The 23,772-nt window shown below is 37.4% G+C and carries 23 protein-coding genes and 2 pseudogenes; 6 read left to right on the top strand and 19 right to left on the bottom strand.

From position 1 onward, the window contains the following. The first annotated feature begins 7 nt into the window (after window positions 1–7). From prfB to KUI_RS08240, 6 genes and pseudogenes are all read left to right on the top strand, one after another. Window positions 8–1,112, top strand: a protein-coding gene (gene prfB / locus KUI_RS03210; RefSeq protein WP_099046148.1) for a peptide chain release factor 2 whose coding sequence is annotated in 2 segments (ribosomal slippage) — window positions 8–88 and window positions 90–1,112 — 1,104 coding nt in all. Because the reading frame shifts where the segments join, the coding sequence is not laid out codon by codon here. A 3-nt stretch (window positions 1,113–1,115) separates the two neighbouring features. Continuing rightward, window positions 1,116–2,657, top strand: a complete 1,542-nt coding sequence (gene lysS, locus KUI_RS03205; protein ID WP_013522404.1) for a lysine--tRNA ligase — start codon at window positions 1,116–1,118, stop codon at window positions 2,655–2,657. A gap of 116 nt (window positions 2,658–2,773) precedes the next feature. Beyond that, window positions 2,774–3,673, top strand: coding sequence for a tetratricopeptide repeat protein (locus KUI_RS03200; protein ID WP_013522403.1), 900 nt, complete (start codon window positions 2,774–2,776; stop codon window positions 3,671–3,673). A 73-nt stretch (window positions 3,674–3,746) separates the two neighbouring features. Next, window positions 3,747–4,394, top strand: a complete 648-nt coding sequence (locus KUI_RS03195; protein WP_014840291.1) for a tetratricopeptide repeat protein — start codon at window positions 3,747–3,749, stop codon at window positions 4,392–4,394. Between the two features lie 283 nt (window positions 4,395–4,677). After that, window positions 4,678–4,920 (top strand): annotated as a pseudogene (locus tag KUI_RS08045) (tetratricopeptide repeat protein); the annotation flags it as partial. A 103-nt stretch (window positions 4,921–5,023) separates the two neighbouring features. Beyond that, entirely contained in the window at window positions 5,024–5,158 is a 135-nt protein-coding gene (locus KUI_RS08240) for an SEL1-like repeat protein (RefSeq protein WP_337587655.1), read from the top strand. Between the two features lie 68 nt (window positions 5,159–5,226). Here KUI_RS08240 and KUI_RS03185 read toward each other — a convergent pair whose 3' ends face one another. The 19 genes and pseudogenes from KUI_RS03185 to KUI_RS03095 form a co-directional block, all read right to left on the bottom strand. Then, window positions 5,227–6,210 carry a tetratricopeptide repeat protein gene (locus KUI_RS03185; RefSeq protein WP_014840290.1) on the bottom strand — a complete coding sequence of 328 codons (984 nt, stop codon included), beginning with the start codon at window positions 6,208–6,210 and terminating at the stop codon, window positions 5,227–5,229. Between the two features lie 14 nt (window positions 6,211–6,224). Further along, on the bottom strand, window positions 6,225–7,355 hold the full coding sequence (locus KUI_RS03180; protein ID WP_014840289.1) for a tetratricopeptide repeat protein: 1,131 nt from the start codon (window positions 7,353–7,355) through the stop codon (window positions 6,225–6,227). A gap of 1 nt (window position 7,356) precedes the next feature. Further along, on the bottom strand, window positions 7,357–7,692 hold the full coding sequence (gene fdx, locus KUI_RS03175; RefSeq protein WP_013522397.1) for an ISC system 2Fe-2S type ferredoxin: 336 nt from the start codon (window positions 7,690–7,692) through the stop codon (window positions 7,357–7,359). A gap of 6 nt (window positions 7,693–7,698) precedes the next feature. Beyond that, the gene (gene hscA / locus KUI_RS03170) at window positions 7,699–9,552 is read right to left on the bottom strand and encodes a Fe-S protein assembly chaperone HscA (RefSeq protein ID WP_014840288.1); all 1,854 of its coding nucleotides are present in this window, start codon (window positions 9,550–9,552) and stop codon (window positions 7,699–7,701) included. Beyond that, on the bottom strand, window positions 9,549–10,031 hold the full coding sequence (hscB, locus tag KUI_RS03165) for a Fe-S protein assembly co-chaperone HscB (protein WP_013522395.1): 483 nt from the start codon (window positions 10,029–10,031) through the stop codon (window positions 9,549–9,551). The genes hscA and hscB overlap by 4 nt, the downstream gene beginning before the upstream one ends. Next, window positions 10,028–10,351: an iron-sulfur cluster assembly protein IscA gene (iscA, locus tag KUI_RS03160; protein WP_013522394.1), complete on the bottom strand. Its 324-nt coding sequence runs from the start codon at window positions 10,349–10,351 to the stop codon at window positions 10,028–10,030. The genes hscB and iscA overlap by 4 nt, the downstream gene beginning before the upstream one ends. Before the next feature lies 1 nt (window position 10,352). Then, window positions 10,353–10,742, bottom strand: a complete 390-nt coding sequence (iscU, locus tag KUI_RS03155) for a Fe-S cluster assembly scaffold IscU (RefSeq protein ID WP_013522393.1) — start codon at window positions 10,740–10,742, stop codon at window positions 10,353–10,355. Between the two features lie 13 nt (window positions 10,743–10,755). Continuing rightward, window positions 10,756–11,979: an IscS subfamily cysteine desulfurase gene (locus tag KUI_RS03150; protein WP_013522392.1), complete on the bottom strand. Its 1,224-nt coding sequence runs from the start codon at window positions 11,977–11,979 to the stop codon at window positions 10,756–10,758. 1 nt (window position 11,980) lies between these two features. Continuing rightward, window positions 11,981–12,517, bottom strand: coding sequence for an Rrf2 family transcriptional regulator (locus tag KUI_RS03145; protein ID WP_014840287.1), 537 nt, complete (start codon window positions 12,515–12,517; stop codon window positions 11,981–11,983). Window positions 12,518–12,592: 75 nt separating this feature from the next. Next, a complete protein-coding gene (locus KUI_RS03140; RefSeq protein WP_044953947.1) occupies window positions 12,593–13,090 on the bottom strand; it encodes a low molecular weight protein-tyrosine-phosphatase in 498 nt (165 codons plus the stop codon). A gap of 42 nt (window positions 13,091–13,132) precedes the next feature. Beyond that, window positions 13,133–13,837 carry a tRNA (guanosine(37)-N1)-methyltransferase TrmD gene (trmD, locus tag KUI_RS03135; RefSeq protein ID WP_013522389.1) on the bottom strand — a complete coding sequence of 235 codons (705 nt, stop codon included), beginning with the start codon at window positions 13,835–13,837 and terminating at the stop codon, window positions 13,133–13,135. Window positions 13,838–13,840: 3 nt separating this feature from the next. After that, window positions 13,841–14,455 (bottom strand): ribosome maturation factor RimM, encoded by a 615-nt coding sequence (gene rimM / locus KUI_RS03130; RefSeq protein WP_014840286.1) that lies wholly within the window; start codon window positions 14,453–14,455, stop codon window positions 13,841–13,843. Window positions 14,456–14,672: 217 nt separating this feature from the next. Further along, window positions 14,673–14,903: pseudogene (gene rpsP / locus KUI_RS08455) on the bottom strand (30S ribosomal protein S16); the annotation flags it as partial. A 110-nt stretch (window positions 14,904–15,013) separates the two neighbouring features. Continuing rightward, on the bottom strand, window positions 15,014–15,241 hold the full coding sequence (locus tag KUI_RS03120) for a sulfurtransferase TusA family protein (protein WP_013522386.1): 228 nt from the start codon (window positions 15,239–15,241) through the stop codon (window positions 15,014–15,016). Between the two features lie 2 nt (window positions 15,242–15,243). Continuing rightward, window positions 15,244–17,868: an alanine--tRNA ligase gene (gene alaS, locus KUI_RS03115; RefSeq protein ID WP_014840284.1), complete on the bottom strand. Its 2,625-nt coding sequence runs from the start codon at window positions 17,866–17,868 to the stop codon at window positions 15,244–15,246. 38 nt (window positions 17,869–17,906) lie between these two features. Then, entirely contained in the window at window positions 17,907–18,305 is a 399-nt protein-coding gene (locus KUI_RS03110; protein WP_013522384.1) for a TrbG/VirB9 family P-type conjugative transfer protein, read from the bottom strand. Between the two features lie 89 nt (window positions 18,306–18,394). Beyond that, on the bottom strand, window positions 18,395–19,432 hold the full coding sequence (locus KUI_RS03105; protein ID WP_014840283.1) for a CDP-6-deoxy-delta-3,4-glucoseen reductase: 1,038 nt from the start codon (window positions 19,430–19,432) through the stop codon (window positions 18,395–18,397). 7 nt (window positions 19,433–19,439) lie between these two features. Further along, window positions 19,440–21,746: a DNA topoisomerase IV subunit A gene (parC, locus tag KUI_RS03100; protein WP_014840282.1), complete on the bottom strand. Its 2,307-nt coding sequence runs from the start codon at window positions 21,744–21,746 to the stop codon at window positions 19,440–19,442. Further along, window positions 21,746–23,722 carry a DNA topoisomerase IV subunit B gene (locus KUI_RS03095; protein ID WP_014840281.1) on the bottom strand — a complete coding sequence of 659 codons (1,977 nt, stop codon included), beginning with the start codon at window positions 23,720–23,722 and terminating at the stop codon, window positions 21,746–21,748. The genes parC and KUI_RS03095 overlap by 1 nt, the downstream gene beginning before the upstream one ends. Between the last annotated feature and the right edge of the window lie 50 nt (window positions 23,723–23,772).

Genomic DNA, 23,772 nt, shown 5'->3' with positions numbered 1-23,772 from the left:
ATTAGAAATGGAAGCAGAACGTAGTAATCAAATCGCTAATAATCTGTCGGATTATTTATCACGCGTGGAATCCCTCAGGGGGTATCTTTGACTTCGATTCTAAGGCTGAACGCCTACAAGTAGTCAATTTGGAGCTTGAAGACCCAAATATTTGGAACGACCCAGAAAAAGCTCAATCTTTATCGAAAGAAAAAAAATCTCTTGAGGATGTCGTAATTGTTTTATCCGAATTAGAGCAATCTATCCGTGATAGCAAGGATTTGTACACTTTGGCATTGGAAGATAACGATGATTCCACGCTTATTGCCATAGAAGAGGATTCTAAAAAGTATTTAGAGAAAATTGAGGGGCTGGAGTTTAGGCGTATGTTTTCTCAACCAGCTGACCCTCTAAATTGCTTTATTGATATTCAATTCGGAGCTGGTGGCACAGAAGCCCAAGATTGGGCATCTATGCTATTGAGACAGTATTTGCGATATTGCGAGCGTAAAGGGTTTAAGACTGAAGTTTTAGAAGAATCTGCAGGCGATGTTGCGGGTATAAAATCTGCTACCATTAAAGTTGAAGGTGACTACGCATTTGGATTGTTGCGTACTGAAAGTGGCGTACATAGGCTTGTTCGAAAAAGCCCTTTTGATTCGGTTAATGGAAGGCACACATCATTTGCAAGTTTATATGTTTATCCTGAAATTGATGATTCAATTGAGGTAGATATTAATCCTGCCGATCTTAGGATAGATACTTATCGTGCAAGTGGAGCTGGTGGTCAGCATATCAATAAGACTGACTCAGCTGTTCGTATTACCCATGAACCTACTGGTATTGTTGTTCAATGTCAAAACGATAGATCTCAGCACAGAAATAAAGCCGAAGCCATGTCTATGCTTAAATCTAAGTTATATGAGCTTGAGTTGCGAAAGCGTATGGCAGAGCAGCAGAAGCTAGAAGAATCAAAATCAGATGTTGGTTGGGGGCATCAAATCCGCTCCTATGTATTAGACCAAAGCAGAATTAAAGATTTAAGAACTAATGTTGAAGTATCAAATACGCAAAAAGTTTTAGATGGGGATTTGGATATGTTTATTGAAGCCAGCCTCAAACAAGGAGTTTAAGTAATGTCAGATCAAGTTAAAAATGCAGAAGATTCTAGAGAAGTTGAATCAGGTGAAATTGCAATTGACGAAAACCGTCTTATAGCAGAGAGACGAGAAAAACTTAAGGGTCTGCGAGAGTCTAAGAGTTGGTCTTATCCAAATAAATTTAAGCCTATGGACAAAGCGGCTGATCTACATTCAAAATATGACGAAATTTCTAAAGAAGAATTAGATCCTTTGGAGACTCCTGCTATTGTTGCTGGGCGGATGATGCTTAAACGTGTTATGGGAAAGGCTAGTTTTGCTACGTTGCAAGATTCAACTGGACGCATCCAAGTCTATTTAGATAAAAAGCATCTGGGCGATGAAGCTTATGATGATTTTAAAAGTTGGGATATAGGTGATATTGTTGGGGTATCAGGTCGTGTATTTAAAACCATGAAGGGAGAATTATCCGTTCATGCACAATCTATTGAGCTAATTAGCAAGTCATTACGTCCATTGCCAGATAAATTTCACGGCCTGTCAGACCAGGAATTAAGGTACAGGCAGCGTTATGTCGATTTGATTATGAACGAATCTACAAGAGAAACCTTCCGCATTAGGTCGCAGGCTATGACGCATTTACGTCAAATCATGTCTGAGCATGGTTTTCTTGAAGTAGAAACTCCTATGCTTCACCCTATTCCTGGCGGTGCTACGGCTAAACCATTTGTAACACACCACAATGCTCTTGATATGGACATGTATTTACGCGTTGCTCCAGAGTTGTATTTGAAACGTTTAGTTGTTGGTGGTTTTGATCGTGTGTTTGAGATAAATAGAAACTTCAGAAATGAAGGTGTTAGCCCACGACACAACCCAGAATTTACCATGATGGAGTTTTATGCTGCATATACGGATTATGAGTGGATGATGGATTTCACTGAAAAACTTCTACGTGAAATTGCCGTTCGAACTTTAGGCTCTGCTCAATTTTTTCATCAGGGTCGTGCATTAAGTTTTGAAGAGCCATTTGAGCGTCTAACTATGGTTGAGGCGATCTTAAAATACTGTGACAAATATACAGAAGCCCAACTCCAAGATGCGGATTTTATTAGAAATGAACTAATTGCGTTAAAAGCACCTGCATTGGATAGTATGGGTTTAGGAGCATTGCAATTAGCATTATTTGAAGAGACCGTTGAAAGCTTGTTATGGAACCCAACTTTTATTGTGGATTATCCAGTAGAGGTCTCTCCTCTTGCTCGTGCTTCTGATGCTAACCACGATATAACTGAACGATTTGAGCTGTTTATAACAGGACGAGAAATTGCTAATGGCTTTTCAGAATTAAACGACCCTGAAGATCAATCTGCCCGATTTATGGAACAGGTAAAGGCTAAGGATGCTGGTGATGAAGAAGCTATGTACTATGACTCTGATTATATAAGAGCACTTGAATATGGCATGCCTTACGCAGGTGGATGCGGTATAGGAATCGACCGATTAATGATGCTTTTAACTGATAGTAGCACTATCAGGGATGTTTTGTTGTTTCCTCATTTACGAAAAGAGGATTAATTATGTAGGGTGGACATTAGGTCCACCCTTTTTTCAATCCATATCGGTGTCATATGAGATAAATTTATCTTATTTAAGATTAATCTTATTTATATATTTTTATGGATTAAATTTTTATGAAAAACTTTGTCAGACTCCTTTTGCTTAATATTCTGATTTTTACTTGCTCTCATAGTTTTGCTCAATCAGATTTAGTTGGCAAAGATATAGACCTTGATTCTATGTCAAAAATTGAATTGATTTCATTGATTAGTAGATATCCTGAAGGTGATACTTCTTTTAAAATTTATAAGTTGTTAGCTGAAAAATACAATGATTCTATAGGTCAGTTTAATATAGGAGTTATATATCTTTATGGATTTGATGGTAAAGAAAAAAATTCCACTGAGGGTATTAAATGGCTAACAAAGTCTGCTCAACAAAATAATTCTGAAGCTCAAAAGGTTCTATATGATACATATTTACGAGGAACTTTTGCACCCAAGGATGTCTCAAAGGCAATTGAATATCTAGAAATGTTAGCAAATCAGAATTTTGAAAATGCTCAGTTTGAGTTAGGAAATCACTACTATAAAGCAAAATATATTCCTCGTGACATTGATAAAGCTGTATATTGGTTTGAAAAAGCGGCAAAAAATGGAAGTACAGGTGCACAGTTAAATTTAGCTTCCATGTATTTTACTGGAGATCTTGTAAAGAAAGACTTAGCAAAATCCAGATATTGGAATGAAGTTCTAGCATTTAAAGGCATCGCTGATGCTCAATATAACCTTGCTGTCATGTATTACAACGGTTATGGTGGAGATATAGACTTTATAAAAGCAAGGGAATTGTATGAACAATCCGCCGCAAAAAATTATACATTTGCTCAAACTAATTTAGCTCTAATGTGTCTTAAAGGTGAAGGTGGAAGGAAAGACATTAATAAGGCCTTGGACTTATTAGAGAAGTCTTGTGTCAAAGGTGATAAAACTGGTTGCTCTCAATTGGTTGAATTAAGAACTCATCTGAAATAGGTATTTAATTCCATACACTTACTTTTAACGTTCACAAAGTAAAATTTTCATACTATATGTTTGAGAGTTTGATATGAAATTTATATATAAATGCATTGCCACCCTTATAGCATCCATAGCTATTTTCGGATCTGTATCTTTAGCTCATGACCCATCACCTGACGAATTAAGCCAAAAAGGTACTGAACTTTATAAACAACAAAAATATGAGGAAGCTTTTGAATACTTAAAACCTGCAGCTGACCAAGGCCAAGTACAAGCTCAAGTAGCAGTTGGTGTTATGTATCTTAAGGGCTTAGGTGTTCCCAAAAATTATGATGAAGCTACAAAATATTTTGAAAAAAGTGCTAAAGCAGGAAATGCTCAGGGAATTTACAATATTGGGACAATGTATTACAAAGGTGAGGGTGTTAAGCTAGATTTAAATAAAGCTGCAGATTATTTTGAAGCCGCAGCTAAATTAGGTCTTAGGGATGCTCAGCATGATTATGGTGCTATGTACCTCTTTGGTAAGGGACGGCCTGAAAATATAAAAGAAGCTGCTAGTTGGATGCAAAAAGCTGCTACGCAAGGACATACTGGCTCTCTTTATAACCTTGGAGTTATGTACGAAACAGGTAAGGGTATGCCTCAAAATTTAGAGAAATCTAAAGAAATGTACACAAAATCGTGCGATGGTGGGTACAAGCCTGCATGTGAAAAAATGAATACACTTAAGTAGTATTTCAAGTCTCTGCTGTTGTTGGGAAATGTTTCTACAGTTTGGAACAATTCCCTTTAGGATTAATTAACATGTTTTGAAGTTAAATATGAAACACTTAAACAAAGCCAATGCCACATTAATATCTTCACTTGCTTTATCATCTTCTGTAGCGTTTTAGCAAAATGAATCTGCAGATTCTTTATATAAAAAAGGATTTGAACTCTATGCTCAGGAAAATTAAGAGGAAGCTTTTAAATACTTAAAACCTGTAGCTGAACAAAATAATGTACATGCTCAAGTTGCACTATCTTTCATGTATCTGCGTGGTCAGGGCGTAACTGCCGATGCAAAAAAGGCATTAGAATATCACGAACTTGCTGCTAAATCTGGGAATCCTGTTGCTCTTTACAATCTAGGTGCTCTCTACTACATAGGGGGACTCGTTAATCAAGATTACAAAATGGCGGGAGATTTATTTGAGAATTCCGCTAAACAAGGATTGGCCGAAGCTCAACATGATTATATTGGCCGAAGCTCAACATGATTCTGCGATCATGTACTTATTAGGTCAAGGTGGAAAACCTGTTGATTTTGAAGAAGCTGCAATCTGGGAGGAAAAAGCTGAAGTTCAAGGTTACCCTTAGGCAATACACAATCTAGCCAGAATGTATTTAATTGGTAAAGGTAAACCTAAAAATCCTGCTAAAGCAAAAGAGCTTTACAAGCAATCTTGTGAATTAGGTATTAAAGAGTCTTGCGATGCTTTAAATCAAATTAAATAGCCTTTTTTTAGGTATCTATTTAGTATCTAAAATAAGAAAAGGATATCTAGCATCACAATTAGCTTCTTCTAATTTTTTTTGACATCGGCAATAATTCTACGTTTATCTGGGGTATCAAAATTATTTAAAAATTCTAATGCTTTTTTTGGTATATCCAGCCCTTTAGAAATAGCTTTGGTGTACCAATTTTTAGCCTCTTCTATATTTGCATCGACACCAATTCCAAAACCTAGTCGAATTCCTATTTGGTAATCAATCCACGGAACGTCATAATTGTTAGATACAGTCTTCATAAGTTCAAAAGCTTTTGAATTATCCTTTTCCGTATCCTTTCCGCAATCTAACATATACGCAAGATTTAACATAGCATTGGGATTGCCCAAATCCGCAGCTTTTGAATAATATTGATACACATCTTTTTCACTGTTGGACATCATAGAATCTGAAATAATTAAATCCCCTAGTAAATTGAGTGCTAAAGGATTTCCATCCTCAGAGGCTTTTGTTAAAAACTCTGTTAAGCCCATAACTTCGTATTGATATGCATATATCCCAGGATATGCCATGTATGCTCTATCACCTGCTCTGGGTAAAGGGTCTTCTTTTGTAACGTATCCTGAGAGGATTTTATATTCATCCAATAAGAATGGATGGGGCAAATTTACCGCTTTTCCAGCCACAATGGTTTTTAAAGTTATTTCTGCAATTGGATTTGTTCGAGAAGCTGATTTTATAAGATAATTCATGCCCGCCTCAATATCCTTATGGACACCAAAGCCAGTAAGATACATCTGAGCAAGGAAATATTGGGCAGTGGTATGATCCTCTGCAGCTAAGGATGTAAAGATTTCTAAAGCTTTTTTTGGATCTTGCTGTGTTTTATAACCGATTAAATATGAAATACCTTGTGCAGTCTTTTGATTGTTAGATAGGCGATGAGCTTCAATTTTATCCATGTACCCATTAGATAAAGGAAAGACTGTTGCGTTTGATACTGAGGAAAATACAAAAGCACTGCCAATAAGTAGTTTTAGTAAAGGACGTAAAATCATTTTATCTCACCTTATTACTTAATAATTAATGGATATTTAGGATCACAAGCTGCTTCATGACCTCTCCACTGCTTGGAAATTTTTAATTGTGATTGAACTTTAGGTGAGTCAATGTTTTCAATTAAATAAACATCGCGAGTTGCTACCTCATCACCTAAATCTCCTGCTTTCTTAAACCAAGCTTTAGCCTCTTCGTAATTCTGATTCACTCCTTCACCATAAAGATATATATTGCCCAATTGTCTATAAATATAAGAAACGTTATATTTTTGGGCTACGTCTTTCATCAAGTTAATTGCTTTTGTACGGTCCTCTGACACTCCATAACCACACATAAGTAAATGAGCCTGATTCATCATACCGTTTGGATTACCTTGAGCGGCTGAATCTTCGTAAAGTTTATAAGCCATTGTTTGATCTTTATTAACGGCTACACCGTAAAAATACATGTCACCTAGATAATTTTGAGCAAGGGCATTGCCACCATCTGATATTTCTTTTAAGTAATTGAAAACAGATACACGTTCATTTAAGAAGGAATGAGGCAATTCTTCTTTTGTAGTCTGATCGATAGAATAACCCTTAGGAAATCCAGAATTAATAAACTCTTTTTGAGCATCTTCTACTATGCCTGAAGGTGATCTAGTCTTTAAAGGTTTTATATCCACTCCATAAACTAGGATGTCACTATACTTTTTAGCTGATAATTTATTAAATCTTTTAGCTGAAATAAGCAATAGGTCTAGACCTTTCTGCATATCTTTTTTTACACCTAAGCCTGACACATACATATCCCCAACAAACATTTGTGCCGTTGTGTTATCCATCTGTGCATAGGGTTCCATAATTTCACGTGCTTTTACAAAGTCTTGAGGGGTATTAAAGCCAAAATATAAATTAAGCCCATTTATAAAATCAGCATTCATTTTTTTGATTCTATTGCCAGAACTATCTTTTTCGTATTCTTCTGATTTTGACTCTGGTTGAGATTGAGGTTGTTGTTGAGGTGCGGGCTGAGGTGCGGGCTGAGGTGCAGGCTGAGGTGCGGGCTGAGGTGCGATTTGAAATTTAATTTGAGCGGAGATTGATCCGCAAATCATAAAATTACTTAAGATTAAAGTTAAGATTGCGGATAAACGTCTCATATTACTCCCTTGCGTGGTTAATCGTATATTTAGGTATCTGCACGACCAAATCTTCATCGCCCACAACCACCTGACATGACAGTCTCGAATTAGGCTTAAGCCCCCATGCTTTATCAAGCATATCTTCCTCGTCGTCGGTAGATTCATTAAGACTCTCAAAACCTTCTACGACATATACATGACAGGTTGTGCATGCACAAACCATCTCGCATGCATGCTCAATATCGACACCATTATTAAGAAGATTTTTGCAAAGCGATACACCTTTTTGAGCGTTTTCGATTACAAGTCCTTCTGGCAATAAAGTTTCATGCGGTAACACAGTTATTTTTGCCATAAATAATTACTCTCTTATTACAGAATCAATAGATTTTCCTGCCAATGCACTACTTATCGATCTATTCATACGTCTAGCTGCAAATTCATCTGATAGGGGTGCTATTTCGGATTGAGTCCTTCGAATGGCCTCTAAATTCGATGTATCTATGCCCTCTTTAAGTATTGATAATTGCGAATTAAGGGTAGTCCTCTCCTTTTCGTTTAACAAGTCAGAATCAGCTTGCAGTGCGGAGTTTAGAGCCTCATACAATTGAGATGCCCCCAATATTTCTTCACGTTCGATTCTTAGTTTTGCATCTTCACTTGATCTTTGGATCCCATCCTGAAGCATGCTTGCAATTACTTCATCACTTAAGCCATAACTAGGTTTGACCACAATACTTTGGTTAACTCCAGAACTCAGCTCACGTGCAGTAACACTCAAAAGTCCGTCGGCATCCACCTGAAAATCCACACGAATTCTAGCTGCACCCGCAACCATCGGAGGAATGCCACGCAGTTCAAAATGAGCAAGTGAACGGTTGTCGGATACCATCTCACGTTCACCTTGAACTACATGTATTTTCATGGCTGTTTGACCATCTTTAAATGTAGTAAATTCTTGAGATCTGGCGACTGGTATGGTGCTGTTTCGGGGAATAATACGTTCAGTTAAACCGCCCATAGTTTCGATTCCAAGCGATAAAGGAATAACGTCTAGCAACAACCAATCCTCTGAACTATCACTTCCTATAAGTTTGTTTGCCTGAAGAGCCGCCCCCATTGCCACCACTTGATCAGGATCTATATTTGTAAGGGGTTCCATTTGAAAATAATCACCCACCATTTTCTGAACAATAGGCATACGTGTAGCTCCGCCAACCATAACAACACCGCTTATTTCATCGGGATCTAATCCAGCATCCTTAAGTACGAAATTTACTTTGTCTAAGGTCCGATTTACCAGCCCGTAGGCAATATTTTCAAAATGCGATCTAGGGTAATTTAAATCTATGTGCAAGCCGTCAGAAAGTTTAACTTGAAAATAAGCCCTCTGCTGCTTAGTTAGACGCTCCCGAACTGTCTTTGCGATTGATAACAGCTGCCTATGATCTTGTGCAGTCAAATGTTCTGTATCGTGGTGCGTTAAAACATCCTTAACAATTAGTTTATCGAAATCATCGCCCCCTAATTGGGTATCTCCTCCTGTGGCAATAACCTCAAATATCCCCTTTTGAAGCCGAAGGATCGAAAAATCAAATGTACCACCACCTAAATCATAAACGGCGAAAATACCTTCGACCGATTTCTCCAACCCATAGGCAATCGCAGCCGCTGTAGGCTCATTCAACAGTCTAAGAACATTGAACCCTGCGATTCTAGCAGCATCACGAGTAGCCTGCCTCTGTGCATCATCAAAGTATGCTGGGACGGTAATAACTGCATCCTCAACATCAACACCAAGATACGCCTTAGCCTGTAATCTCAATGACTTTAAAATCTCAGCAGAAACCTGAATTGGCGATACCTCTCCTTGATTAGTAACTATATTAACTGTGCCTTCTTTCTGAGCAAATCTGTATGGCAATGTATAGTCCTTCGCCTCTTCATATGACCTTCCAAGTAGTCTTTTAATAGAAAGGAGAGTATTAAATGGATCTCGGTTTTTTGCTTTTAATGCTTCGAAACCAGTATGAATAGTTCCGTCTTTTAAATAACGAACTGCAGATGGAAATAATTTCTTCCCTTCCGATGAAGGAATAACAACTAATTCTCCATTAAGGACAGTGGCTATAAGGGAATGAGTAGTTCCTAAATCAATCCCAACTGCATGTTGTTTTATTTTTATATCGGGATCTGATATTTGAAAAAGGGTCATAATTTAGATTCAATAAGACTTAATATTTTTTGTATGTATTGTAATTGCTGAAGCTTAGAAAAAGCTTTTTCGTAGTCTTCTTGGTGATCAATAAGTTGTGCGATGCAATCCACTAACCCATGCTTAAGTTTTAATATTTCATTTGCCAATGCCCTCAGTCTAACTTTATCTGACCCAGCATCTTCAATTTCTTCATGCCAAAGCAATTGTTTAGATAAAAATTCAGCACTTACTTGGGTTTTAGTGTTTATATCTTTCAAAGAACAAAGATACAGACCACGTAAAACATCATCTTTAAGAGTAGTATGAGCCTCATTAATCATAGAAGCCCAATTTAATGCAACTTTTTTTTCAGAGGGTGTCGCTTTAGCAAACCTATCTGGATGTACTTTAGAAGAAGCCAGTCTCCATGAATCTTCTAATTGTGTCTCATCTATCGCAAATTTTTGTGGGAGTTTCAAGAGTTCAAAATAGTTCATACAGAGAATGATTCACCACAGCCGCATGAAGCTTTTTCGTTAGGATTTTTAAATTTAAACCCTTCGTTAAGGCCTTCTCTAACAAAATCAAGTTCGGTACCATCTATATATGGAAGGCTTTTAGCATCAACAAAGACTCGCACATTATGACTCTCAAAAACGCTATCGGCAATATCCTGTTCATCAGCATATTCCAACTTGTAAGCCATACCTGAACAGCCAGAAGTTTTAACGCCTACACGTAATCCAATTCCCTTTCCTCTTTTTTTGATAGATTTAATTACGTGCTGAGCAGCCCTTTCAGTTAGCGTAACTGCCATATTAAACCTTACCTTCCTTTTTTTTACGATAATCACTTATGGCAGCTTTAATTGCATCTTCTGCCAAAATTGAGCAATGTATTTTTACTGGTGGCAATGCCAATTCTTCCGCAATATCGGTATTTTTAATATCCATAGCTTGATCAAGAGACTTACCCTTAACCCACTCAGTCACTAAAGAGCTAGATGCAATAGCCGAACCACAACCATACGTTTTAAATTTAGCATCTTCGATAATTCCTGAATCATTTACCTTAATCTGAAGCTTCATAACATCTCCACATGCTGGAGCCCCCACCATGCCTGTGCCAACGCTATCATCAGATTTATCAAAAGAACCGACATTTCTAGGGTTCTCATAATGATCTAAAACTTTTTCACTGTATGCCATAATAATTTTCCTTTTAGTGATCCGTCCATTGAACCGTTGAAAGATCTATACCCTCCTGTACCATCTCCCATAATGGAGACATCTCACGGAACTTGTCTATCTTTGACTTAACTAAATCAACTGTGTAGTCGATTTCATCCTCAGTAGTAAATCTGCCTAAAGTAAATCTTATAGAACTATGTGCAAGTTCATCGTCCCTACCTAAAGCTCTAAGTACATAAGATGGCTCAAGACTTGCTGAAGTACATGCAGAGCCACTTGATACAGCAACATCCTTTATGGCCATAATTAAGGACTCACCTTCAACATAGTTAAAACTGATATTCAAATTATGAGCAATTCTAGATTGCATATCCCCATTAACATAAACATCTGGTATAGCTTGAAGTCCAGCTAAAAGCCTGTCACGCAAAGCTCTAATCCGCTCAATCTCCTCATGCATCTCAGATTTTAAAATTGCAAAAGCTTCGCCCATACCAACAATTTGATGAGTTGGCAATGTTCCCGATCTGAACCCTCTTTCGTGTCCACCCCCATGCATTTGAGCTTCAATCCGAACACGTGGTTTTCGTCTGATATAAAGTGCACCTATACCTTTTGGACCATAACACTTATGAGCCGAAAAAGACATCAAATCAACTTTTAAATTTTGTAAGTCAATATCGACTTTTCCAGTAGCTTGAGCTGAATCAACATGAAAGATTATGCCTTTTTCACGAGCTATCTCTCCAATTTGCTCAATAGGTTGGATAACCCCAATTTCATTATTTACGAACATAACAGAAATCAGGATGGTATCTGGTCTAATAGCCTGAATTAATTCTCCAATATCAATCAGTCCATTTTCTTTAACATCCAGATAAGTTACTTCATAACCCTGACGCTCAAGCTCACGCATGGTATCTAAAACTGCCTTGTGTTCTGTTTTGACAGTTATTAAATGCTTACCTTTATCTTTATAAAAATGAGCCGCACCTTTTAAAGCTAAATTATTTGACTCTGTAGCACCAGAAGTCCATATAATTTCTCGAGAATCAGCACCTACTAAATCAGCTACTTGTTTGCGTGCTTTTTCTACAGCCTCTTCGGCCTCCCATCCTAATGCATGTGTGCGTGAAGCGGGATTTCCATATTTCTCATACAGCCAAGGTACCATCGCATCTACGACTCTAGGGTCAACGGGTGTAGTGGAGGAGTTATCTAAATAAATAGGAAATTTCAATTTCAAAGATTGCATATCAGCCCCCAAACCCCTTGAAAATCAATGGAGATTCGATATTCCTATTATTTGACTCGAATTTAGACCTAAATTGAGTATTCTTTTGCTCTAATTTAGAAATTTCAGATGGACCTAACCTCTGATGATCAACTAAATCTTGCAATGATACTGAGTCAAGATAATCTACCATATGGGCATTAAGGCTACTCCATAAATCGTGGGTCATACAGTGACCGTGATCTCTCCCATCACGGCCGTTATTAAAGGGTAGCTTATTTCCGCAACCAGTGGCATCCAAGGGTTCATCAACTGCAAAAACAATATCAGCTACGGTTATATCCTTAGCGTTTCTAGCAAGTGTGTAACCACCACCAGGTCCGCGAACACTTTCAACTAGCTCATGACGACGCAATTTGCTAAAAAGTTGCTCTAGGTAAGAAAGGGAAATGTTTTGGCGTGAACTTATAGCAGATAAAGTTACGGGACCAGAATGGCTTCTTAATCCAAGATCAATCATAGCGGTAACCGCAAAGCGACCTTTAGTAGTTAATCTCATATTTGTTCCAGTTAAATTATTTGTAAGAGATTATACAAAATATCCTAGTAAATTACTAGGATATTTAAACTACTTTTAAAATTCTGATGACTGATACTGTCCGACTCTTTTGCTGACAACTTCAAAAACACCTAGACAAGCATCATCTAAATAATCCATCATTTTATTGAATGAATCTATGCCCCCATAAAAAGGGTCTGGAACTGTGGCTTCTTCGTAATCATTAGCGTAGCGCATAAGAAGCATAAGTTTGTAATGCTGGCTTTTTGGAGATAGTTGCTGAAGGAATGTAAGACTCTCCCAATCCATAGCTAGAACTAAATCATGGTTTCTAATATCCTCAAGAGTCACTTTTTTAGCTCTAATATGGGATATATCTATACCACGCTTTCTACATACAAACTGGGCACGACCGTCAGGCGGTTCACCAATATGGTAATCATGAGTAGCTACTGAATCGATAGAGATACTGTCCTGTAACCCGGCCTCTTGGACAAGATTACGCAAAATGCCCTCAGCACAAGGTGAGCGGCATATATTCCCCATACAGACAAAAAGTACACTCGTTTTCATAGCAGTAAGTTTGAATGAAAATCCTATATAAATCAAGTATTTTTATTCGTTTATTAGGTCAGGTCTAACTTTTCGAGTTATTTCAATCGATTGTTCTTCCCGCCATCTCTCTATTTCCTTATGATTTCCTGATAACAAAATCTTTGGAACCGACATACCTTCAAACACCTCGGGTCTTGTGTAATGAGGGTGATCAAGAAGACCTTTTAGGGAATCCTGAAATGAGTCTTTAATATGAGATTCAGGAGTGTTAATAACTCCAGGAAGCAATCTAGTCACAGTATCGATTATTGCTAAAGCAGGAAGTTCTCCCCCGGAAAGCACATAATCCCCAATAGAAATTTGCTGATCAACATATTTATCTATAAATCTTTGATCTATGCCCTCGTATCTTCCACAAATCAAAATAAAACCCTCAGTCTCACAAAATTTATTTGCTAGTGATTGTTTAAATAAAACCCCAGAAGGTGAAAGATATACAACTTTACAATTAGATGAACATCCACTAATTTCACGATCTTTTTTTACATCAAGCAAAACGTCACGTAATGGTTCTGCCAACATAACCATCCCTGGACCACCGCCATAAGGCCTATCATCAATTGTGTGGTGTATATCAGTTGTATAATCACGCGGATTCCAACATTTAAGGGTCCAAATACCCTTTTCTAATGCCCTACCTGTAACACCTAGCTTAGAGACACTGTTTATCAATTCAGGAAATAATGTGATTACATCAATACGCAATCTTTACTCCAGTGTCCAGTTAGCAAAGATTTTTTTATTTTCTATATCTATCTCTGGAACAATATCTTTAACAAAAGGTATTAAGACCTCAATGGGTCTTCCTTTTGAATTTAACCTAGGAGACAGATCGTCCTCTGAATTAATTTGATGAATATGCAAAAGCGTATGGGCACCGCTTTCTGAAAGATTTTTTACAATGCCTAGCAAAGTAGGATTTGAAGGATCATTTGAGTAAACAAAACATCCAATTAAATCAATCCAGTAAAACTCATCAGAATTTGTTGTAGGAAACTCTGAACGAGAAGCTAGGATAGAATACCCCTTAAGTTCAAGAGCCTGATCTCTATCCTCAATACCATCGAATGAAGCTAATATGACATCACCATTTATAACTTTCGATTTAACCTTAACTGCCCTTACTGGACCTAGAGGATGATCATTTAAATCAAACTTTTGTATATACCAATTTTTAATATCCAAAAGTTGTGTGTTTTGCTTTGAATGTGGAAATATTTTTACTTTTCCTCTCACCCCATTAGCATCAGCGATTCTACCTACGACAACAAGATCGCTTGGTATATTTACGTCATTACGAGGGCTATGATTATTAGTATTCATAAATGCAAAAACCGCCACTCAATAAGGCGGTTCATTGAAGATAAGAGGAAATTAAATTTTACTCTTCAGTTTTAGACTCTTCATCAGAAGCTGATTTTTCTTCTGCTTTAGGCTCTTCAACTTTAGGTGTATTTTCTTTTTTAGGTTCTTCTACTTTAGCTTTTTTTGACTCTTCATTTTTAGAGTCAGCTGACTGCTCTTTATTACCGCTTTTGCTATCTTTAACTAAACGTGCAACTGCATCAGAAACTTGAGCACCTACAGATACCCAATAATCAACACGCTCATGATTAATGCGAAGATTCTCAATATCTGGGTTACCTACTGGGTTATAAAAACCTAAACGCTCAATAAAACGACCATCACGACGATTGCGTGAGTCTGCTACTACGATATTATAAAAAGGGCGCTTTTTTGAGCCACCACGTGATAGTCTAATCACGACCATAGGAAATTATCCTCTCTCTTATTAAATTAAAATAGTAAAGCCTACTATTTTATAAAAAATACCACTATTAATCAAGCTCTTGCATGCAGTTTGTAGCAAAAAGGGAATAATTATTTTCTAGAAATCCAGTGCTTCATTCCGTCACTGTCTGCTTCCTGTTTAAGCAATTTATTACCTGTTTGCTTACAAAATAGCTCGAAATCTTTTGAAGAGTGGGGGTCAGTGGTTTTAACGCAAATAACCTGACCACTTTCAATCTCAGACAGCCCCTTTTTAGTTTTTAATAATGGAAGCGGACAAAGTAAACCGCTAGTATCGATAAATAAATCGTAATCCATTTCTAAATCAATTCTTTTACCCAGGCTTCAACGTCTAATATAGCTTTTTGTAAAAATTCAACTTTTGTGCCACCACCCATTGCCATATCAGGTCTACCCCCGCCCTTTCCACCTAATATTTGAGATAGGCGTGAAACCAAATCACCCGCTTTTAATTTATGGGTAAGGTCTTTAGTAACCCCTGTAGCAATAGTGACTTTATCACCCTCAACAAGAAAAATTGCTACAACACCTGAGCCCAATTTAGATTTCATTTGATCAACTAAGTCTCGTAATGCTTTAGTTTCAACATCCTTAACCTCACATGCCAAAGTTTTAATACCAGAAACTTCCTTAAGAGAGCTTAATAAATCACCACTGGAAGCAGAAATTAGTTTTTGTTTTAAATGTGTAATTTCTTTTTCTAGGGCTGATATCTGATCAATTTGTATTTTAATTTTGCTTACTAAATCTTTTGGAGATGATTTAAGCAGATTGGCACTTTGATTTATAACTCGATACGTATTTTGAATCCATTCAAGGGCCTTAAACCCTGCCACTGCCTCTATCCTTCTAACTCCAGAAGCCACTCCTGATTCACTAATAATCTTGAATAAACCAATCTGACCTGTATTAGAAACATGTGTGCCACCGCATAACTCTCTCGAATCGCCAATTTGCATAACACGAACAAAATCGCCATATTTTTCACCGAAAAGACCTATAGCACCCGACTTTAATGCATCATCATAGGGCATGACTTCTACATACGTATCCCTACCCATAAGGATTTGATTATTAACAAGAAGTTCTACTTTACGAATTTCTTCTTCAGTCATTGGACTATTATGAGAAAAGTCAAACCTTGTTTTCTCGGAATCAACCAATGAACCCTTTTGTTTAACATGGTCTCCCAGCACTTCTCGCAACGCTAAATGCATTAGATGTGTCACAGAATGATGTGCGGTTACTAAAACTCTATTCTCTGCATTAACAATAGCATCCACTGAATCATTTAGTTTGATAGAACCTTTTTCAACTCTACCGTAATGACCAAATACGGTTGGTGTAATTTTTCTAGTATCTGAAATCGAAACTTGTTTATCAGTATCACTTCCAATCAAGAAGCCACTGTCTCCAACTTGACCACCAGACTCTGCATAAAATGGAGTTCTATCTAATACTACAACGACTTCCTGACCCTCATCTGCTGATTCAACCGAAGCACCATCTACATAAATAGCATGGATATTTGCTCTTGATTCAACCAAATGCTCATAACCGCTAAAAGAAGTATCAGTACCACTATATGAAAGATTTTCCTGAGCTTTAAATTTACCGCTCGCACGGGCTGTTTCCTTTTGCTTATCCATAGCTTTTTCAAAGCCATCTAGATCTACACCGACTCCTCTTTCACGAGCAATATCAGCAGTTAAGTCGACAGGAAAACCATAAGTATCATAAAGAATAAACAGGGTTTGACCATCAATATTCTGCCCCTTTTCCAAATTAGATAAACATGATTCTAAAATCTTCATACCATGATCTAAAGTCTCTTGGAAGCGGTCTTCCTCTTGTTTTAGAATCGAGCTTATTCTGTCCTGCCATTCTATTAATTCAGGAAATGCTTCGCCCATTTCCTTAGTAAGTGCAGGAACTAGAGTATGGAAAAAAGTTTTATTTTGTCCTAGTTTATGACCATGTCTTAAAGCACGTCGAATTATCCTTCTTAATACATATCCACGTCCTTCATTACCAGGGATTACCCCATCGCAAATCAAGAAGCTACATGCCCTAATATGATCAGCTATAACTTTAAGGGAATTGTTTTCTAAATCTGATGTATTGGTAGCGACGGCCGCAGCTTTAATTAAGTTTTTAAATAAATCAATTTCGTAATTAGAATGGACATGCTGAAGTACAGCTGCAATCCTCTCAAGTCCCATCCCAGTATCTACGCATGGTTTTGGCAATGGATGTAAAACCCCTTCGCTGTCCCTTTCAAATTGCATAAATACAAGATTCCAAATCTCTATGAATCTGTCTCCGTCCTCTTCTGGAGACCCAGGAGGACCACCCCATATTTCAGGACCATGATCATAAAATATCTCTGTACAAGGACCACAGGGACCAGTATCACCCATCTGCCAAAAATTATCTGAGGCATATCGAGATCCTTTGTTATCTCCTATGCGAATAATTTTTTCTTCTGGAACCCCAACTTTATCTCTCCATATACCAAAAGCTTCATCATCCTCTGCGTATACAGTTACTAATAGCTTTTCTTTTGGCAATTGAAATACAGTTGTTAATAGCTCCCAAGAATATGTAATAGCTTCTTCTTTGAAATAGTCGCCAAAGCTAAAATTTCCCAACATTTCAAAAAAAGTATGATGCCTAGCGGTGTAACCCACATTTTCCAAATCGTTATGTTTACCACCAGCACGCACACATTTTTGAGAAGTAGTAGCCCTTGAATATGTCCTTTTTTCCTTACCTAAAAATACATCTTTGAATTGAACCATACCAGCATTTGTAAATAGTAAAGTTGGGTCATTTGCTGGTATAAGCGGAGAAGAAGAAACAATAGTATGGTTTTTAGATTCAAAAAATTTAAGAAAGTTATGACGTATTTCGGAAGCTTTCATTTCAAAATGTGAGAAATATTAAAACCTTTTATTTTAGCTTACTTTAGCTCTCTCCATACAACGGCTTCATTATTCCTATACCTTATTTTGATTTGAGAGTGTTGTCCTTTAATTACAAGATAAGGAGGATTCTGATGTACTTTCATAATTTTTTCCTTTCCTGTAAAAGGATCTAAAGAAAAAATAATCGGCAAACCATCAATAACATTTAAATCTGGAAATTCCATCCAAACTTCATTATCGGTACTAAATACCTGAACTGGCAATGCTTTTTGCGAGCCCTTAGTGTGCCAGTTGAAATCGTAATTATTTACATACCGAGGTGAATGCTGCCAACCTGGAAAAAAACGCTTCTTCATAAGCCAACCAGGCTGACTACCACAAGCCACAAATAAACTACTTGTTAAACAAATCAATGCAAATTTAATCAATCCCATATATAAACTCCTTTCTGAGAGTCTATATATTCATAGATTTATAAATTAATTAAAATTCGCAAAAAAACGTACGGATAAAAATATCCACCCTAGTTATTTATATCGGCTTGTGAAATAAATAGATCTGCGTAGAATTTACTTGGGTGCAGGTTTCCAACTAGTTCAAAAGCATTTTTAGCAGACTCCATAGCAGTAGGAGATCCACATGCATAAACTTCAAAACCTTCTAGACTTGGATAATCTTGAAGTGCAACTTCTTGCACATATCCTACACGTCCATCCCATGCTTCTGAGGCATCTGGATTCGATAGAACAGGAACAAATTTAAACCAATTATGCTGAGCTTCAAAATTTTTGCAGAAATCCATCATATAGATATCTTTTTTATTTCTACCACCCCAATACAAAGTGGAAGACCTTTTTATACCAGACTCAACCATATCCTCAAGAATTGCTTTAATAGGTGCAAAGCCAGTACCCGTAGCTAGAAATATAATGGGTGCATCCGAATCCTTACGCAAATAAAAAGTACCAAGAGGTCCTTCAATTCTAAGGATTTCTCGAACTTTCATTTCAGTAGCACCTGCCCCAAATACATGATCAGTAAATAAACCACCAGGCATATGTTTTATATGAAGTTCAATTTGAGAATTTTCAGATGATTTTGAGGCTAAAGAGTACGACCTGCGAACATTATTTTTAAGGAGTAAGTCTATATATTGGCCAGGCAAAAATTTAAATGGTTCCGTTGCAGGAGTTTGAAGTTTGACCTTCATAACATCATCAGATAACTTAGTTAATTCTGAGACCCTAACTGGAACTTTTTTTATCTCGATATCACCAGCTTTTTTAACATCTGTAGGATGTATAACCATGTCCGACAAAGGTATAACCGAACATAATAATGCGTAACCCTCCACAGCTTCCTCGTCCGTGATCAAATCCTCAGCGGAATCAGCTAATTTGTAATTACCAGATACAACACGTCCCTTACAGGTACCACAAGAACCAGTTCTGCAACTATATGGGAGGACAATTTTATTATCTAGGGCAGCATCGATAATATTAGCCCCCTCATTAACTAAAAATTCATCTCCAGTAGATTCAATTAAAACTTTGTGTGCCATATCATCCTCAATCAAGTGGCAATAAAGTAGCTTGCTTTAATTTGAGTTTTAAAGTTTTACCTTTGCGAGCTCTTTTACCAATGTATTCATGTAAATCGCCAAGGGCTATTAATTCCTCAACTTGTTTATTTCTATAAATTCCTGTTGCTTGTATACCAGACTCAGTAACTGTAACCACTTGAGAAATTTTATCTTTAGGATCCAATCCCATCAAAATAGTACCCCTGCCCCCAGAGTTCAAATGCTTGATGTCCTGGATTGGAACAATTAAAAATCTATCATTTTTAGATAGCATACCAATATATCGAGCACTTGAGCCTACAGGAATAGGTCTAAGTAAATTTGCCCCTTCTTCCATACTAATAAAAGATTTACCAGCCTTAATTCTAGAAACCATATCTTTGAAAGTAGTGACAAATCCAAGCCCATTATCTTGCATTAGAAGCCAAACCGAATCCTCTTTTGCACAAACATAATGAGAAATTTGAGTTTTAGATTCAAGATCGATCATAGCACTGTAAGGCTGACCGTCACCCCTAGCTGATGGCAATGAGCTTACTGGCACAGTGTAGACCCGACCATTTGAACCAATACCTATAAGATTATCGACTGTTCTGACTTCAAAAGTTCCATACAAGGAATCACCAGATTTAAAGTTTAATGCAGACTCTTCAACTCCATGACCTTGGCGAGCACGTACCCACCCCTTATCTGAAATGATAACAGTCACAGGTTCATCCACAACTTTAACCTCTAAAGTAGCTTTTTCAGCATGCTTAATTAATGTACGTCTGGCATCCGCATACTTTTTAGCATCCGATTCAATTTCCTTAATGATTTGTTTTTTAAGTGAACTATTACTATTTAGAAGGTTTTCTAGTTTCTTTTGCTCTAAACGCTTATCTTCAAGTTCTTGTTGGATTTTGATACCTTCCAATTTTGCAAGCTGTCGTAATTTCATCTCAAGAATGTCTTCAGCTTGTCTGTCACTTAAATTAAATTTTTCAATTAATGCTGGTTTAGGCTCATCAGAATTTCTAATTGTGCTTATAACCTCATCGACATTTAAAAGCACAATCTCACGACCTTCAAGTACATGAATCCTATCCAATACTCTTTCTAATCTATATTTAGTTCTAGAAATAACCGTTTCAGTTCTAAATTGCACCCACTCAATCAATATCTCTTTTAGATTACGCTGACGAGGTTTTCCATCAATCCCTATACATACTAAATTTATAGAAGAATTCCCTTCCATACTTGTGTGAGTTAAAAGAGCATTTACAAATTCCTCTCTATCAATCCTAGAAGTTTTAGGTTCAAAAACAAGTCGTACTGAATCCTCTCTTCCCGACTCATCTCTGACAGCATCTAGCAATCCAAGCATCATGGATTTTGTATTTTGTTGCTCAGAGTTTAGGGATTTTTTTCCTGGTTTAACTTTAGGATTAGTAAGCTCCTCAATTTCCTCAAGAACCTTTTGACATGAGGTATTTGGAGGAAGTTCAGTTACAACCATCTGCCATTGACCACGTGCAAGTTCCTCAAACTCCCATCTAGCTCTAACTTTTACAGTTCCTTTGCCAGTTTCATAAATTTGTTTTAAAACCTCAGGTTGAGAAATAATCTGAGCACCGCTGTGATAGTCTGGACCTGGTAAGATGTCGAACAATTCATCTGAGCTAATATTTGGATTTTTTATTATGGCAATGCAAGCATTAGCAACTTCACCTAGATTATGTGAAGGTATTTCTGTAGCCATACCAACCGCAATTCCCGAAGCTCCGTTTAAAAGTAGAAACGGCAACCTAGCTGGAAGCATGGCTGGTTCAAGCTCTTGACCATCATAATTAGGGATAAACTCTACTGTTTTTTCACCGAGTTCATCTAGTAGTAGCTCTGCTATAGGAGATAAACGGGCTTCCGTATACCTCATAGCTGCAGCACCATCACCGTCACGTGAACCAAAATTTCCTTGACCGTCTATCAAAGGGTATCGTAGTGAAAAATCTTGTGCCATACGAACCATGGCATCGTAAGCAGCTTGATCTCCGTGTGGATGATACTTACCTAATACATCACCTACCACCCTTGCAGATTTGACAGGTTTAACACCAGCCCGCAACCCCATACGATCCATAGCATATAAGATTCTACGTTGCACTGGTTTTTGACCATCACCTACATCTGGCAATGCCCTCCCCTTAACCACTGAAAACGCATAATCCAAATATGCTTTGCTCGCATAAGTACCTAAATCCACACTCTCCTGAGAGTTGGATTCAAAATCAAGTTCTAATTCAGTATCTTCCATCACACATCCAATTGCGCAAGATTACCCTTTTCTTCTATCAGAGCTCTGCGACTAGCCGATTCGCTTTTACCCATCAAGGTATCAAAAATGCGGTTTAATTCATCAAGAGAATTTGATCCATATGACACTTGTAATAACCTACGAGTATCTGGGTTCATGGTCGTTTCCCAAAGTTGCTCAGCACTCATTTCACCAAGTCCCTTGAAACGACTAATAGTCAAAGATGTTTCCTTGATATTTTCTTTGTTTATAAGCTTATCTTTTGTGCCTTGTAATTCCTCAGAATCTAAGCAATAAAATTTTCTTGCGGGTCGTTTGCCTTGAGCTGGCACATCAATTCTAAATAGTGGTGGTTGGGAGATAAATACAAAACCATTTTCGACCAAACGTGGAAAATGTTTGTAAAATAGCGTCAATAGCAAGACTTGAATATGTGAACCATCAACGTCCGCATCAGACAAAATACATATCCTTCTATATCTCAATCCCGACATATCAGGAAAATCTGTTGGACAGTGTGGGTCAACTCCTATTGCCACAGATATATCATGAATTTCTTTATTTGAGAATAATTGGTCTTTATCAACTTCCCAAGAATTTAATACTTTTCCCCTAAGTGGTAAAACAGCCTGATACTCTTTATCCCTTCCTTTTTTAGCGGAGCCACCAGCAGAATCTCCCTCAACAAGAAACACTTCCGTTCTAGAAGCGTCATTTGACTCACAATCAGTTAATTTTCCTGGCAATACAGCCACACCCGAACTTTTCCTTTTTTCAACCTTTTGAGCTGATTTAGTACGAGATTGTGCTTGCTTAATGGCAAATTCAGCAAGTTTTTTTCCTTCATCCACATTGGAATTTAGCCATAGTTCGAACGATGTTTTAACAAAACTACTAACTAAGCGTAAAGCATCTCTACTGTTTAATCTCTCTTTGACTTGACCTTGAAATTGCGGGTCTAAGACTTTCGCTGAAAGAACAAAACTAGCACGGGAAAACAAGTCTTCTGGAAGGAGTTTTATACCTTTAGGAATTAGACTATGCATCTCTGCAAAGGACTTCAATGCTAGATACAAGCCCTCGCGCAACCCTGACTCATGGGTTCCACCATTTGTGGTAGGAATAAGGTTTACATACGATTCTCTAACGAGGGGACCCTCTTGTGACCAGGCTACTACCCAACTAGCCCCCTCACCAAGTTCAAATGACTCATGCCCCTCTTGAACGTAATCTTGTCCACTAAAAAGAGGTATCAATAACTCTGAACCATCTAACTCTTCCGATAAATAGCTAATCAAACCTGATTCATACTGCCATTTATACTTTTCACCAGTTTTTTCAACTTTTAGGGAAACTTCTATACCTGGCAACAATACAGCTTTGCTTCGTAATAAGTGAATTAATTCATTAATTGGAATAACAGAACTATCAAAATATTTTGAATCAGGCCAAACGCGTACAACTGTACCAGATTTTCTTTTAGGGGCAATATCAATTTTTTCTAATGGAGTAGCTACATCACCCCCATTTTCAAACACCAACTGATGTACACCCATGTCGCGAGTAACGGTAACCTCAAGTCTGGTAGACAATGCATTAGTTACTGAAACACCTACTCCATGCAATCCACCAGAAAAAGCATATGCACCGCCATCTTTTTTATTAAATTTTCCACCTGCATGAAGCCTAGTAAAAACAATTTCTACAACTGGAACATGTTCTTCTGGATGCAACCCTATGGGTATACCTCTTCCATCATCCTCAACAGTTACACTTAAATCCTCATTTAGCGTTACGGATATTTTTTTTGCGAAGCCTGCCAATGCTTCATCCGCAGAGTTATCAATAACTTCCTGAATTATATGGAGAGGATTATCCGTACGGGTGTACATCCCAGGGCGCTCCTTAACAGGCTCTAAACCCTTTAGAACCCTTATGGAACCTTCGTCATATTTATCGTAATCTTTACTGCTCACTATATGCTCTAGTTGGTAATATTGAAATTTTTAGCAATGTTATGCAAAAT

Source organism: Taylorella equigenitalis ATCC 35865 (assembly GCF_000276685.1).
Lineage (GTDB): Bacteria > Pseudomonadota > Gammaproteobacteria > Burkholderiales > Burkholderiaceae_B > Taylorella > Taylorella equigenitalis.
This window is presented reverse-complemented; position numbering and strand designations above follow the sequence as displayed.